This window comes from Pararhizobium sp. DWP3-4 (assembly GCF_049898205.1).
GTDB lineage: Bacteria > Pseudomonadota > Alphaproteobacteria > Rhizobiales > Rhizobiaceae > Pararhizobium.
Window position 1 is genome coordinate 23,779 of the sequence record NZ_JAFCXF010000005.1, and the last position, 14,303, is coordinate 38,081.

12 protein-coding genes are annotated in these 14,303 nt (G+C 60.3%); 1 reads left to right on the forward strand and 11 read right to left on the reverse strand.

What is annotated here, in order from left to right; genetic code table 11:
• Positions 1-27: 27 nt before the first annotated feature.
• The 11 genes from ACP7E6_RS14120 to ACP7E6_RS14170 all read right to left on the reverse strand — a co-directional run bounded on the left by ACP7E6_RS14120 (position 28) and on the right by ACP7E6_RS14170 (position 12,814).
• The gene (locus tag ACP7E6_RS14120; protein WP_426230358.1) at positions 28-1,497 is read right to left on the reverse strand and encodes an NAD-dependent succinate-semialdehyde dehydrogenase; all 1,470 of its coding nucleotides are present in this window, start codon (positions 1,495-1,497) and stop codon (positions 28-30) included.
• Positions 1,494-2,267 (reverse strand): TSUP family transporter, encoded by a 774-nt coding sequence (locus ACP7E6_RS14125; protein ID WP_426230359.1) that lies wholly within the window; start codon positions 2,265-2,267, stop codon positions 1,494-1,496. The genes ACP7E6_RS14120 and ACP7E6_RS14125 overlap by 4 nt, the downstream gene beginning before the upstream one ends.
• Positions 2,268-2,269: 2 nt before the next feature.
• Entirely contained in the window at positions 2,270-4,261 is a 1,992-nt protein-coding gene (locus ACP7E6_RS14130; RefSeq protein ID WP_426230360.1) for an alpha-glucosidase, read from the reverse strand.
• A 32-nt stretch (positions 4,262-4,293) separates the two neighbouring features.
• On the reverse strand, positions 4,294-5,058 hold the full coding sequence (locus ACP7E6_RS14135; RefSeq protein WP_426230361.1) for an SDR family NAD(P)-dependent oxidoreductase: 765 nt from the start codon (positions 5,056-5,058) through the stop codon (positions 4,294-4,296).
• Between the two features lie 3 nt (positions 5,059-5,061).
• A complete protein-coding gene (locus ACP7E6_RS14140) occupies positions 5,062-5,946 on the reverse strand; it encodes an SMP-30/gluconolactonase/LRE family protein (RefSeq protein WP_426230362.1) in 885 nt (294 codons plus the stop codon).
• Between the two features lie 10 nt (positions 5,947-5,956).
• Positions 5,957-6,760 carry an HpcH/HpaI aldolase family protein gene (locus ACP7E6_RS14145; RefSeq protein WP_426230363.1) on the reverse strand — a complete coding sequence of 268 codons (804 nt, stop codon included), beginning with the start codon at positions 6,758-6,760 and terminating at the stop codon, positions 5,957-5,959.
• A 10-nt stretch (positions 6,761-6,770) separates the two neighbouring features.
• Complete coding sequence (gene araD, locus ACP7E6_RS14150; protein ID WP_426230364.1) at positions 6,771-8,516, reverse strand: L-arabinonate dehydratase; 1,746 nt, start codon at positions 8,514-8,516, stop codon at positions 6,771-6,773.
• Positions 8,513-9,367: a carbohydrate ABC transporter permease gene (locus tag ACP7E6_RS14155; protein WP_426230365.1), complete on the reverse strand. Its 855-nt coding sequence runs from the start codon at positions 9,365-9,367 to the stop codon at positions 8,513-8,515. Before ACP7E6_RS14155 ends, araD begins: the two co-directional genes overlap by 4 nt.
• A 5-nt stretch (positions 9,368-9,372) precedes the next feature.
• Positions 9,373-10,308, reverse strand: coding sequence for a carbohydrate ABC transporter permease (locus ACP7E6_RS14160; RefSeq protein ID WP_426230366.1), 936 nt, complete (start codon positions 10,306-10,308; stop codon positions 9,373-9,375).
• Positions 10,309-10,453: 145 nt separating this feature from the next.
• Complete coding sequence (locus ACP7E6_RS14165; protein WP_426230367.1) at positions 10,454-11,689, reverse strand: ABC transporter substrate-binding protein; 1,236 nt, start codon at positions 11,687-11,689, stop codon at positions 10,454-10,456.
• A 60-nt stretch (positions 11,690-11,749) separates the two neighbouring features.
• Positions 11,750-12,814: an ABC transporter ATP-binding protein gene (locus tag ACP7E6_RS14170; protein WP_426230368.1), complete on the reverse strand. Its 1,065-nt coding sequence runs from the start codon at positions 12,812-12,814 to the stop codon at positions 11,750-11,752.
• 264 nt (positions 12,815-13,078) lie between these two features.
• On the opposite strand from ACP7E6_RS14170, the gene ACP7E6_RS14175 reads away from it, so the two are divergent.
• Positions 13,079-14,128: a LacI family DNA-binding transcriptional regulator gene (locus ACP7E6_RS14175; RefSeq protein ID WP_426230369.1), complete on the forward strand. Its 1,050-nt coding sequence runs from the start codon at positions 13,079-13,081 to the stop codon at positions 14,126-14,128.
• Positions 14,129-14,303 lie beyond the last annotated feature (175 nt).

The window sequence follows — 14,303 nt, forward strand, 5'->3', positions numbered from 1 at the left end:
CTGCATCGGTCTTTGTCATGGGGATTATTAGAGACCCCCTAGTGCAACATACTTCAACTCCAGAAAGCCCTCTATGCCATACTTCGATCCTTCGCGCCCGGTACCGGACTGCTTGACGCCGCCAAAGGGCGCCATTTCATTGGCGATCATGCCGGTATTGACGCCGACCATTCCGGCTTCAAGCGCTTCCGCAACACGCCAAATACGAGCCATGTCTTTGGCATAGAAATACGAGGCGAGACCGAATTCGCTCTCATTAGCCATGGCAATGACGTCTGCCTCGTCCTTGAAGGAAATGATCGGCGCCAGCGGCGCAAAGGTTTCCTCCCTCGCCACCTTCATCGCCTGTGTCACGCCGGTCACGACCGTCGGCTCGAAGAATGTGCCGCCGAGGGCGCTGCGATTGCCGCCGGCGAGCACGGTCCCGCCCTTTGCGAGCACATCGGCGACATGCTCTTCCATTTTCGCCACTGCCTTCTCGTCAATCAGCGGCCCCTGGCTGACGCCAGCTTCGGTGCCGCGACCGAGCGCAAGACTCGAAACCTTGGCAAGGAGCTTTTCAGTGAAGGCGGCAGCAACACTCTCCTGTACGTAGATGCGGTTGGCGCAGACGCAGGTCTGGCCGGCATTGCGGAACTTGGAGATCATCGCCCCCTCTACGGCGGCGTCCAGGTCCGCGTCGTCGAAAACGATGAACGGCGCGTTACCACCTAACTCCAACGACAGGCGCTTGATGCCGTCCGCCGCTTCCTTCATCAGCCAACGTCCAACGCCAGTGGAGCCGGTGAAGGTGATCTTGGCGATCTTCGGATTGTGGCAGAACTCAAGCCCGATTGGCTTGGCCTCACCGGTCACAACAGAAAACACGCCCTTCGGTACGCCGGCTCGCTCGGCCAGAACCGCGAGCGCTAGCGCCGACAGCGGCGTCTGCGAAGCGGGTTTTAGGATCATGCTGCAGCCGGCGGCAAGTGCCGGGCCCGCCTTGCGCGTAATCATTCCGTTAGGGAAATTCCACGGCGTGATCGCTGCGCAGACGCCGACCGGTTGCTTCAGCACCAAGATGCGCTGGCTGGCATTGGGGCCGGGGATTACATCCCCGTCGATGCGCTTTGCCTCTTCCGCGAACCATTCGAGATAGGCGGCATTGGAGACGACCTCACCCCTCGCCTCCGCTAGCGGCTTGCCCTGCTCAGTCGTCAGGATCAGCGCCAGATCGTCGGCGTTTTCGATGATAAGCTCGTACCAGCGCTTGAGCACCTGCGCCCGCTCCTTGGCGGTGCGCTTTGCCCAGAGTTTTTGCGCGTCTGCCGCAGCATCGATCGCCTGTGCGACAACCGCCTGGCCGAGATCCGGCACATGGGCGATCAACGCTCCGTCGAAGGGGTCGGTCACTGCAAATGACTTACCATCGGGTGCTGTGATCCATTCGCCACCGACGAAACTTTTGTCTGTCAGAAGGGCGGGGTCTCTGAGGGCAAGTGTGCGGCGCTCGGTCATGATACGTAATCTCCTATGATCTTGAATAGGGCGGGAATAGCCAGGGACAGGCCAGACATGAGAAGCAGGCCAAAGGCCATGCGGCGGATGGACAGGGCAGACAGCGGCGGTGGCCACCGTTTTGCAACGAAGGTCACGATCGCTACGACCGGAATACAGAGTAGCCCCCACCAGAAGCCGCTATGCGGTACAGCGCCGGCGGCTGCGACCATCGCGAGCCGGATTACGGCATTGACGGCAAAGACCGCCACCAGCGTCTCGCGGATGCTCACCGCCGGTAAAGGTTGCCGGTAGAGATGGTAGACCAGCGGAGGGCCGGCGGTGGAAAACAGGCCGCCCATGAGACCCGCAACTGCGCCGAAAAATACGAAAGACGCGCTGGACGAGCGCAGAGCCAGCGGCTGAGGCTTCAGTGCGAGCTGCAGGCTTGACGCAATGATGATGACGCCGAGCACAAGCTTCAGCCAGTCGATCGACGCCGATGCTATCACGCCCAGTAGCCAGTATCCGGCAGCAAGAGCGGCAAGGCTTGGAATGACGACCGGCCAGAACTCAGCCCAGGCGATATCGCGCCAGCCGCGGGCCAGAACCTGCGCGGCATTGACGAGCACCATGCAACCGGCGAGCACTGCTGCCTCCGGCAGCGGCATCAGCGAGAACAGCCCGATGCCGCCCATCAGGATCAAGCCGAAGGCGAAACCGGTCAGGGTTTGCATATAGGCGGCAATACCAGACAGCACCAGAAGCCCCGCAAGACCGGCAGCGTTCATCGCTACAGGCCTCGAAGACCGGCAAACAGCGCCTCGTTTGCGCAGCCTGCCCGATAGAATACGGGCGGCTGCCCGAGCGGCGCGGCAATCCGAAGCTTCTCGCCGCCGGCAAAGGTTTCACCCGTCCAAGCGTGAACCCAAAACTCGCCCCGGGGCAGATAGACCACACGGTCCGCCTGCGCGGCCTCCCAGACCGGCGCGACCAACATGTCGGCACCGTAGAGGTAGCTATCCTGGATCGCATAGGTCTCGCGATCGTCCTGGTGATGCAGGAAAAGCGGCCGCTGCGCCGGCAAACCCCGCGCAACCGCCTCATCGGACAGGGATTTAAGATATGGCGCAAGATGGGTGTAGATCTGCGTCATCCGGGCAAAGTGTGACAACACCTGCGGATCCTGATCGATCTGCACGTTTTCGCGCGGGCGATTTCCCTCGTGGCTGCGCATGACGGGCGTGAACGCCGCCATTTCGGCCCAGCGCATCAAAAGCTCCGGCGTGCGAACGTTGCCGAAGAGGCTCGTATAACCGCCGATGTCCGAATGGTGGTACGCATTGCCGAGCAGACCGGAAGACAGGGCAGCGCAGATGACGGTGACGAGCCCGTCGTGACGGGAAAAATCCACCGACTGGTCGCCGCCCCAAAGCAGCGGGCAATGTCTCTGAACACCCGTGAAGCCGGCACGCATGAAGAACAGCGCCTCACCGGTCTGGCCGCGGCTTGCAACCGCCTTCGCATTGATCTCGGCCCAGAGGGTTGGCCAAATGTTGTGCATCAGCTTGGCGTCGATGCCATTCGAAAGATGCACGTCGATCGGCAGATATTCGCCGAAATCAGCCATCCATCCGGAAAGCCCATAGTCCAGCATCTTCTTGCCGATGATGTCCTCGGCAAACCATTCCGCAGCAGCCACGTTGGTGAAGTCCACAACGCCGCAATTGAACTCACCGAAATCCACGAGCGCGGTCTTGCCGGCCGCATCCGTCGCAAAATAGCCGGCCGCTTCGGCAATCTCAAACAGCGGGCCGTCGACGCAAAGATAAGGGTTCACATAGCCCAGGAACCGAATGCCGTCATCATTCAGCTCGGCAATCCTCTGACGCAGACCGGGATAACGATCCTCGTTGGCCTGCCAGTCCCAGAAAAGCCGAGCGCCGAAAGAGGTCTGGCGCAGACCCACCCAGTCTTCGCACCAGAGCGCCGATACAGCAACCCCGGCATCGCGCATCTTCTGAAGCCGTAAAAAAGAACTCTCCCCATCCTTGAGGCCGATGATCGCGCCGTTATAGATCCAATCGGGAAGCGGCGGCTGCCGGCCGAAACGGTCTGATAACTCCTCGACCAGTTCAACGAATGTGGGCGCGGCGAAAAGTTCGATCCGCTCAGGGATCGCCCAAACCTCAATCTCGTGAAAGGTTTTGCGACGGAAATCGAAGACGGAATAGGCCGATGTCTCCACATGTAGCGCGTAGAGGGCTGAGGAAACATAGGTAGGCTGGGGATAGTTCGTGTTGAAATAATCTCCACCCGCCCGATCTTTGACGTTAGACTTGAAGGTGATCTCGCTGGTCCGATCGCGCCCGACGCCAGGCTCGGATGTCCACATCGGGAAACGGCGGCCGCGCATATCGAAATAGGACATCTGCTCGCCGCCGCCCCAGACGTGCTCTTCGGTATCAGCGACGACACGAATCCAGAGCCGATTGAGTAACGGGTCCATTGCTTCGAATTCGATGGAGCGTTCTGTGACTGTCAGCACCAGTCGGGGCTTCTGGCCGGGCTTTTCCGAAAGAGCGATCCGGTTTCCATCGACATGCGCATGTGCAAGGCGGCTACGCTCGATGACATAATCCTCGATTTCGAAGTTGCCGCGATACATATCCATGCGCTCCTCCCCGATGCCAGCAAAGATGCAAGGCGCACTTGTACTATGATCGAGGATCATCCGTCCGTTGATCGACAGCGTAAATCCGGTTTCCGTCTTTTCGAGTTTCATGGTTGTGTCTTTCAAGTCCTGCATCGTCGGGGTCAATTCTGGGTCAGGCCGGCATCGACGATGAAATTCGAGCCTGTGCAGCCGCCGCTCTCGTCCGAACCGAGAAACAGCGCAATGCGCGCCACATGGGTCGCATCCAGCCTGAATTTCAGCGCCTGAAGGTCAATGAACTGTTGGTTCTGATCCGGAGAGGTCCACAGCTTCATTTGTCGCTCGGTCACGATCGCACCGGGTACGATGCAGTTGACCCGTATTCCGGAAGGGCCGAGTTCGCGGGCAAGCGTCTTCGTCATGCCATTGATGGCCGCCTTGGCCGTCGTGTAGCCGACCATACCCGGACGCCCACGCATCCAGGAAATCGAACCGAGCATGATGACCGACCCCGCCCCCTTCTCCGCCATGCGCCGGCTGACGGCCTGCGTGGCGAAGAACTGGTGATCGAGATTGAGCGACATCGCCCGGCGCCAACTCTCCGGCTCGACATCGGCCATCGCGTGACGATCGTCCTTGCCTGCATTGTTAACGAGCGTGTCGATACCGCCGCACGCCTGTTCAATCTCGGCGATGGCAACCCGCAAGGCTTTAATGTCAGTGATATCGCAGGTGGAAAAGGTGGCACCGGTTTCTGCAGCAAGCTTTCCCCCTTCGACCGCGTCGATATCGATGAAGGAGACATTCGCGCCCTGCACCGAAAATGCCTTGACCATTTCAGCGCCGATCCCCGAAGCGCCGCCGGTGATTAGCACGGTACGGCCCTGAAGAGATGCATAGCGGACAGTGTCATAGGTGGATGGCATGGATCAGGCTTCCGGATTAAAAAGAGGTTTTTGCAACCCAGCGACATCGGTACGCATGGCATAAAGGCCGCCCGACAGAGGGAATGCTTCAAGCTCTGCATCGGAGCGTCCGACACTGGCGCTGGTGCAAAACAGCGTGCGCATATCCGCACCGCCGAAGCTGACCATTGTCGGGCATTTGACTGGCACCGGATACTCAGCCAGCAAGGCGCCGTTCGGGTTGTAGCGCTGTACCCGCCCGCCCTCGAACAGCGCCGTCCAGTAGCAGCCTTCGAGATCAACCGCGCCGCCATCCGGGCGACCCTTGTCAGTGTCGCTACCGAACCGGGCGAAGACCTGCCGGTTGGATGCGGTCCCGGTTTTCGGTGCGTAATCATACGTGTAGAGCGTGTAGCGAAGCGTATCGGCGTGATAGAGGCGGCTTCCGTCGGGCGAGAACGCGACACCGTTGGACGTCAGGAGACCATCGGCCAATTTCGCCAGTCCGTTGCGGTCATACCGGTAAAGTGCTGCAATGCCTTTTTCGCGGCTTTCATCGACGGTTCCGGCAATGAACCGGCCCATCGGATCGACCATGCCGTCGTTGAAGCGGCTGATCTCCTGATCCTCGGGATTGTCGGCCAGCTTGCGACGCGGCCTGCCATCCGGATCGACCAGCCAGATTCCCGACCGCAGGCCCGCGACGAATCCGCCGCCTTCGGCAAGACCGATGCAGCCAACCTCCTCTGAAAGTTCGAGGGTCTTCAAATCGCTCGTCGCAGGGTCGAAACGATGGATGCTGCAGCGTTTGATGTCGACGAAATACAACACCTGCTCGGCCGCCGACCACAAGGGACATTCGCCGAGAGCCGTCTTTGCGTCGAAAACGAGGTTGAAGCCGGTTTGCACGAAAATATCCTCAGTAGGCAGCGGCTGGTGCCGCAACCGGAGCCGCCTGTCCCTTCAGGGCGCCGAGCCAGTCGTTGGCGCGACCGGTCATCATTGCGATGTCAGAAGCGATGGCTGCGAAATCGTAGCCGTATCCAAGGAAGCGCTTCACCATATCGGGATTGGGACCGACGATGCCCACCGGCTTGCCGGCCGCGCGCGCGTCCTTCGCCGCCTTCTCGATCAGTGCTTGCACTTCGGGGTGGGCGATATTGCCGATATGGCCCATGGCGGCGGACAGGTCGCCCGGACCGACAAACAGCGCATCGATACCATCGATGGCCGCGATCTCCGGCAGCCGCTCGATCGCCTCAGGTGTTTCAAGCTGGACAATGGTGCAGACCTCGTCATTCGCCCGCTTCAGATAGTCCGGGATCGTGCCGAATTTCGATGCGCGATGAACGGCGGCAACGCCCCGAATGCCCTGCGGCGGATAGCGGGTGTAGGACGCGGCCGCGCGCGCTTCCTCGGCGGTTTGCACGAAGGGGAGCATGACGGTGCGGGCACCTGCATCGAGCACGCGCTTGACCAGAACCTGATCGTTCCAGGCAAGCCGTACTACCGCCTCGGCCGGCGTGCAGCCGATGGCACGCAGTATCCCTGCGACATCCGAGACCTCGACCGGGACATGTTCCATATCGACGACAAGGAAATCGAAGCCGGCATAACCGAGCGCCTCGGCCGTTGCAGGTGCCGCGGCCATCAGCCATGTACCGAGTGGTGTTGCCCGGTCTTTTTCTGCAAGCCATGCCTTGAAAGGGTTTGTCAGGCTCATTGTCGTCTCCTCAATAGATCGCGGGATCCGGCACGACGGCCGTTCCGCTTAGAAAGTCAAAGTCGCAGCCTTGGTCGGCTTGGCTCACATGCTGCTGGTAAAGTGCCGCAAAAGACCGCTGGTAGACCCGCGGGGAGGGTTTCCACTCGGCCCGTCGGCGGGCGATTTCCGGCTCATCGACCTTCATGTTGATGGTCCCGGCCGCTACGTCGAGTTCGATTAGGTCGCCGGTCTTCAACAGTGCCAGTGGTCCGCCGATGGCGGCCTCGGGCGAAACGTGCAGAATGCAGGTGCCGTAGTGCGTGCCGCTCATGCGGCCATCGCAGATGCGCACCATGTCGCGCACTCCCTGCTTGAGCAACTTCTTGGGGATGGGCAAATTACCCCATTCCGGCATCCCGGGCGCACCGACTGGACCGGCATTGCGCAGAACAATCACCGTATCCTCGGTGATATCCAACTCAGGGTCGTCCAGGGTTTTGTTCATGACGCCGGGATTGTCGAAGACGATGGCCGGGCCGACATGTTTCAGGAATTTCGGATTTGCGGCAGAGGACTTCATCACCGCGCCGTTCGGCGCCAGATTACCGCGCAAAACTTCCAGCGTCTTGCCGCGCGACAGGGGCACTACCGGATTGTCCTCATCGCGAATGACATCATCGTTCCAGCACTCCGCCCCGGCGATGTTTTCGCCAAGCGTGTGGCCATTGACGGTCGGCCGGGTGAGATCGAGATGACGTGAAAACTTGTTCAAAAGCCCGAGGAGACCGCCGGCGAAGTAGAAATCCTCCATGAGGTATTCGCCCGAGGGAAACACGTTGACAGCGACAGGAACCCTGCCGGCCATCGCCGCCATGTCGTCGAGCGACAGATCGACCCCGGCCCGGCGCGCCATGGCAACCAGATGGACGGCTGCATTGGTGGACCCACCAAGCGCCATGTAGGCGACGAGGCCGTTCTGGAAGCTGGCCTTGTCGAGAATGTCGGACGGTTTCAAATCCTCCCAGACCATCTCGACGATCCGCACGCCGCATAAGGATGCCATACGCGGATGGCCGGAATCCGTCGCCGGGATCGACGACGCGCCGGGCAACGTCAGTCCCATCGCATCGACGATCGAGGTCATAGTCGAGGCCGTGCCGATAGTGTTACAGGTGCCCGCCGAGCGGGTCATCCGGCTTTCGAGATCGACCCAGTCGTCCTGCGTGATGTTGCCGGCGCGCAGCTCGTCCCAGTATTTCTTGGTGTGAGTGCCTGCTCCGGTTTTGATTCCACGCCACTGGCCGTTCGACATCGGCCCGGCAGGGCAATAAATTATAGGAATGTCCATCGAGATCGCGCCCATCAGCAGCGCCGGCGTGGACTTATCGCAGCCGCCAAGCAACACAGCTCCATCGACCGGATGCGAACGCAAAAGCTCCTCGCATTCCATCGCCAGAAAATTGCGGTAGAGCATGGTGGTCGGTTTGACCATGACTTCGCCGACGGAGAGCGCGGGCATCTCGACCGGATAGCCGCCGGCCTGCCAAACGCCACGCTTTACCGCCTCCGCCCGATCGCGCAAGTGGGCGTGGCAGGGGCTCATCTCGCTCCAGGTGTTTATGATACCGATCACCGGCCGGCCCATGAATTCGTCCCGACGCATACCCATCTGCTGAGTGCGCTGCCGGTGGGCAAAGCCGCGCATGTCGTCGGAGGCGAACCAGCGCTGGCTGCGCAGTTCCGAAAGATCGCGTCTCTTCTTCACGTCGCTCATCCCTTGATGCCGCCCGCTGTCAGGCCGGAGACGACGCGCTCCTGGAAGATGACAATGAGGATGGCCACCGGTACGATGCCGACGACCAGCGCTGCAGAGATCACCGGCCAGGGGAAGGCAAACTCGCCCTGATAGAGCTGGATGCCGACCGGCAGAGTGCGCAACGACGGATTGGAATTGAAGGACAGCGCCAGCAGGAATTCGTCCCACGCGTTGACGAATGCAAGGATCCCCGCCGTGAACACGCCCGGCGCGCAAAGCGGCACCACCACCTTGAACAGCGCTCCCATGCGCGTACAGCCGTCGATCATCGCGGCATTCTCCAGATCGCGCGGAATGCCCTCGAAGAAGGAGACCAGCATCAGCGTGCAGACGGGCAGGCTCAGCACCGTGTAGGGTAGGATCAGCGCCGTCCAGCTATTTAAAAGATTGAGCGTCCGCATGATTTCGAACAGCGGCACCAGCAGTGTCACCAGCGGAAATGTCGAGACCGCGATAATTAGCGACAGGATTAGCCCGCGATAGGTCAGGTTGAGCCGGGCGAGCGCATAGGCTGCCAGTACCGAGACGAGCAGCGTCAGCGCGGTCGAAAGCAGCGCCACCATGAAGCTGTTGAACAGGAAAACATGCAACGGCTGGTCGGAAAAGGCCTGCACATAGTTCTGCACGGTTGGGGCATGCGGGATCCAGGTGATCGGCTTGGCGGTCAGCTCGCCCTCGGTCTTGAGCGAGGTGAACAGGATCCAGAGCGCCGGGAACATGCCGTTCACCAGAAGAATGCCGGCGGCGATGAACCGCAACGGCTTGCCGGACAGTAAGGATGTCGAACCGGGGGCGGCTAGCGTGCTCATGGCGATTACTCCTTGGTCCGGATCATGCGGAGATAGACGGCCGTCACGCACATCGACAGCGCGAACATGACGACGGCGAGCGCAGATCCGTAGCCGAGATCGAGAAAGGACACGGTGTTCTGGTGGATGTACATGGCAAGCGTCGAGGTGGACGTGCCCGGTCCGCCACCCGTCATCATGTAAGGAATGTCGAAGGTCTGCAGAGCGGTGATGGTGCGGAAGATCAATGCAACGACGATCGATGGTTTCAGCAGCGGCAGGGTGATTTCGAAAAACTGCCGTAGACGCCCGGCGCCGTCCACGTCCGCTGCTTCATAGAGCGAGCGCGGGATGGTTTGCAGGCCTGCAAGGATGATCAGCGCCATGAAGGACGACGTCTTCCAGATGATGGTGAGACAGATCGCGGCAAAGGCCCAGTTCGGCGAGTTGAACCAGATGATGCCCTCGAACCCGAAACGGTTCAGCACGTCGTTGACGACGCCATACTCCGAATGGAAAAACCAGGCGAAGATCAGACCGGCGAAGGACAGCGGCAGCGCCCATGGGATCAACAGCGACAGGCGGACGGGCCACTGCATCGCAAACGGAAGGTTCGCCATGAGCGCAAGGCAAAGCCCGACCAGCAAAGCGCCAGGAACAGTGATCAGCGTGATCAGGACCGTGTTCCAGGTGGTTTCCCAAAAGACCGGATCGTCGATCATCAACCGGTAGTTTTCCAGCCCCACGAACTCAGCCGGCAACCCCGATGTCAGGGACAGGCTGAAAAGACTCGTATAGGCCAGCCGGCAGACCGGATAGACGATGATCAGCGCGAGAAGGATCGCGGCCGGCGCCAGAAGCAGCACGGCCAGCGAACGGTCGCTGAGATCGAGCCAGCGTGTCCAGCCTGCAGGCGGGGCCTCCTGTATGTCCGTTGCCTTGAATGTGGTTGTCGTCGCCATGGTTTCGTTCCGAAACGTTGAGAGGTCTGGACGGAAAGGCCTATTCCTTGCCCGGCACCGCCGAAAGGCAGCTCGTCACATCTCTTGAGAAGGTCTCCCCTCCCCGCAGCGCAAGGAGGGGATTGAGCAAGGAGTTAAGGGCTCCTCACCGCAGGATGCGCTTCAGGCGTGCCTCGATCTGGTCGGCGCCATCTTCCGGCGACGTGACGCCTGCGAGAACCGCGTTGACGGTGGTGCGGATAACCTCGCTGACTTCGTTGTAGCGCGGCGTCACTGGGCGCGGCTTGGCGGTTTGAACCACCTGCAGCGCATTGGCAAACCACGGCGCACTCTTCGTCACCTCTGCGTCCTGATAAAGACTGGCATAGGTCGGCAGCAGCGAGGCATTGATGGCCATGAACTTCGAAACGTCCTCAGACGACAGATATTCGACCAGCTTCTTGGCCTCGTCCTGGTGCTCGGAATATGCGGACACGCCCCATTCCCAGCCGCCGAGGCAGGTCGCCTGCTCGCCACCCGTTATCGCCGGCAGCTTGGCAACGCCAACCTTGCCGGCAACTGCGGATTCAGCACCTTGCGACTGCGCCCAGGCATAGGACCAGTTGACCGCGAAGATCACGTTGCCGGCCTGGAACTCCTTGCGCGTATCGTCAGTGCCGACTTCGGCGATGTTCTTCTTGGCAACGCCTTCGTCGGCAAAGCTCTTCCAGAGGCTGAGCGACTTGATGGCCGCATCGCGATCGAAGGTAAGGCGACCGTTGTCGGTCAGCATCTTGCCCTGGCTCCAATAAGGCAAAAGGAAGGTGCAGACCGCACCCTCGATCGCCTTGCCTTGGAAGGACAGGCCCTGCAGATTGGCATTGCCCTCGCCTTCGGCAATTTTCTTGGCAGCCACCTTTAATTCGTCCCAAGTCTTGGGCGGCTCGATGCCGTACTTTTCCAGAAGATCCTTGCGGTAGTAAAGAAATTGAGAGTCAGCGAAAGCCGGAAGCGCGATCACCTTGCCATCGACTGTGTTGGCGCCCGCATAGGCTGGCAGGTAGGAGGCCATGTCCTTATCCGCGAAATCGCTGGTCCAACCGGCAGCGGCAAATTGCGCGGGGCGGATAACGTCGAGGATGAGGACGTCGAGCGAGGTATCCTTGGCCGACATCACAGTATTCAGATACTGTGCCTGCGCTTCGGACGTGTTGCCCCCGGTCTCGATCTTGACCTTCACGTCGGGATTGGCCGCTTCATACTTGTCGAGCGCCTTGCGCCAGACGTCCGGCTGGTGCTGGCTGGAGATATAGACGTTCAGCGCCGTTTGCGCCGAAGCCGGCATCGCGAAAGCCAGCATCGTGCCGCAAAGTAATGCACCGGATAAATTCTTAAAGGTCATGATTTTCCTCCCTTTGGGTGTTTGGTCGCGCGGCCTTGGCATCCTCCCCGCGCGGGGTCGTCAATGGACGGCGCGTTCAGTTGCGGCGTCGAAAAGATGTATTTTCGCGGGATCCACGCCGATCTGCAGCGTTTCGCCGGCCTTGACGCGCGTTTCGGGCGGCATCCGGGCGGTCAGCGTCTCGTTGCCGACGGCGAAATGGAGCAGCGTATCGGATCCAAGCGGCTCGACGACCTGAACGTGACAGGTCAGCGAGACCTCGGACGGGTTCGCGGTGAAATGCTCTGGTCGGATTCCAACGATGAAATCCCGGCCCTTGTCAGTGCGAGCCTGGATCGCCGACATAGGCAAACGGTCTCCATTGGCAAATAACAGATTGCTGCCATCAGCCTTGGCTCTCGCAAAATTCATCGCAGGCGACCCGACGAAACCACCGACGAAGACACTGGCCGGACGGTTGTAGACCTCGTCCGGCGTCCCCACCTGCTCGATCTCTCCACCGCGCAGGATGACTATCCTATCGGCGAGCGTCATGGCCTCAACCTGATCGTGCGTAACGTAGATGATCGTCGTGCCGATCGTTTGATGCAGCTTCTTGATTTCGGTGCGGACCTGGCCGCGCAATTTGGCATCCAGATTGGACAGCGGCTCATCGAAGAGAAACACTTTCGGACGGCGCACGATGGCGCGACCCATGGCGACGCGCTGGCGTTGACCGCCAGACAGCTGGCCCGGCCGGCGATCCAGCAGATGGGAGATACCCAACATATTGGCCGCCTCATCGACCCGTGCCGCAGCCTCTCCTGCGGCAATCCCACGCACTTTGAGGCTAAACCCCATATTTTCCCGAACCGTCTTATGCGGATAGAGCGCGTAATCCTGGAAGACCATGGCGATATCGCGATCGCGCGGCGCCAACCGGTTGACGACACGATCGCCAATCATGACCTCGCCGCCCGTGATCGTCTCCAGACCGGCCACCATGCGCAAGGTGGTCGACTTCCCACAGCCCGAAGGACCGACGAAAACCACGAACTCGCCGTCGGCGATCTCCAGATCAATTCCCTTGACGATCCGAAGGGCGCCGTAACTCTTGTCCAGCGCCCGCAGGCTCACTCCCGCCATTTCAACCTCCCGAAAGCGGCAACCCATCCAGTGCCGATCGCTATTTGTTGCGGCTATAATAGCGCTACGATTTAAGTTCGGCAAGCGGGCGCCTCTAAAATCACCCCGCTGAGGCGCTGACGAACCCCGATCAAAACCGATTATCAGCTGGAAAATCAAGATACTCCAGTTAAATTGGCCTTTTGCGGAAAGGAGGAATTGTCCGGTGGAAAACCATGCGTTATGATGCCCGTAAATAATAGCGCTATTATATAGACAGGAAGAATGTTGAATACCGGACGAACCGCGAAGCCGACGCGCAAACGCCGCAAGATGCAGCGCGTGACCATGATGGACGTTGCGACGCGGGCCCAGACATCACCCTCCACGGTCTCCCTTTATCTGCGAAAGCCGGATGCGGTTTCGGCCGCGGCAAGTGAGGCGATCGCCAAAGCAATAGAGGCGCTCAATTACGTACCTAACCTCATGGCCGGCGGCCTTGCGGCCGCCTCATCGCGCGCAGTCAGCATCATTGTGCCTTCTGTCCGCAATGCCTTTTTTGCCGAAACCGTGGCCACGATGCAGGCTGAACTCGGAAAGGAGCGGCTACAGGTCATGCTCGGCCATACTGAATACAGCGAGCGCGAGGAGGAAAACCTTGTGCGCATGGCGCTCTCCTGGGCACCCGCTGCAATCGTTCTGACGGGGCTTTCCCACAGCAACGCCACCAGAAAGCTCTTGCGCGAAAGCAGCGTTCCGGTCGTCGAAATTTGGGAGCTTGGCTCTGAGCCCATCGAGATGGCCGTCGGCTTCCACCACGAACAGGTCGGGCGCTCGGCCGCCGCACATCTCGTGCAGCGAAATCGCCGCAAACTCGTCTTTCTCGGCGCCCGCTTGCAAGAAGACCAAAGGGCGACACACCGTGCCGAGGGATTTGTGGAGGAAGCCCGCAAAACCGCAGGCGTCACCGCCGAGATCATCCAGCATCCCGCGCCGTCAAGCGCCGAAGTGGGCGCGATGTTGCTCGGCGAGACAATGCGAAAATTTCCGCAGGTGGACGGCATTGCCTGTTCCAACGACCATGTGGCGTTGGGCGTGATCTTCGAATGCCAGCGGCTTGGGATCGACATTCCCGGTCAGCTTTCGATTGTCGGTTTCGGCGATCTCAGCTTCAGTGCCGCGTCCAATCCCTCGCTCACCACCATACGCCCGCCAGGCGATCTTATCGGAACCGAGGCCGCGCGCCTGATCTTAGAGCGCATCGCTCACGGCCCCGAGAGGACGCCCATTATCATCGATACCCGCTTCACGCTGCTTCACCGCCAAAGCAGCTAAGCGATGACAATTCACCGAGCGCTGTCACTTCGCTTCGAAAATTGACCTACTGAACGGGGAAAACGCGAACGTGCCTTTCGTTCCTACTCAAGGAACGGCTGCTACCAGAGACATTTGCGCCGGAGACAGAGCCGTTAGAGAAATGCTGCGCAAGAATGCGCCGACAGGACCGGAG

Excerpts from the sequence above, each read along its gene's own strand:
- ACP7E6_RS14120 (WP_426230358.1), bottom strand. The coding sequence starts at position 1,497 with ATGACCGAGCGCCGCACACTTGCCCTCAGAGACCCCGCCCTTCTGACA.
- ACP7E6_RS14125 (WP_426230359.1), bottom strand. The coding sequence starts at position 2,267 with ATGAACGCTGCCGGTCTTGCGGGGCTTCTGGTGCTGTCTGGTATTGCC.
- ACP7E6_RS14155 (WP_426230365.1), bottom strand. The coding sequence starts at position 9,367 with ATGAGCACGCTAGCCGCCCCCGGTTCGACATCCTTACTGTCCGGCAAG.
- araD (WP_426230364.1), bottom strand. The coding sequence starts at position 8,516 with ATGAGCGACGTGAAGAAGAGACGCGATCTTTCGGAACTGCGCAGCCAG.
- ACP7E6_RS14170 (WP_426230368.1), bottom strand. The coding sequence starts at position 12,814 with ATGGCGGGAGTGAGCCTGCGGGCGCTGGACAAGAGTTACGGCGCCCTT.
- ACP7E6_RS14160 (WP_426230366.1), bottom strand. The coding sequence starts at position 10,308 with ATGGCGACGACAACCACATTCAAGGCAACGGACATACAGGAGGCCCCG.
- ACP7E6_RS14135 (WP_426230361.1), bottom strand. The coding sequence starts at position 5,058 with ATGCCATCCACCTATGACACTGTCCGCTATGCATCTCTTCAGGGCCGT.
- ACP7E6_RS14175 (WP_426230369.1), top strand. The coding sequence starts at position 13,079 with ATGTTGAATACCGGACGAACCGCGAAGCCGACGCGCAAACGCCGCAAG.
- ACP7E6_RS14165 (WP_426230367.1), bottom strand. The coding sequence starts at position 11,689 with ATGACCTTTAAGAATTTATCCGGTGCATTACTTTGCGGCACGATGCTG.
- ACP7E6_RS14145 (WP_426230363.1), bottom strand. The coding sequence starts at position 6,760 with ATGAGCCTGACAAACCCTTTCAAGGCATGGCTTGCAGAAAAAGACCGG.
- ACP7E6_RS14130 (WP_426230360.1), bottom strand. The coding sequence starts at position 4,261 with ATGAAACTCGAAAAGACGGAAACCGGATTTACGCTGTCGATCAACGGA.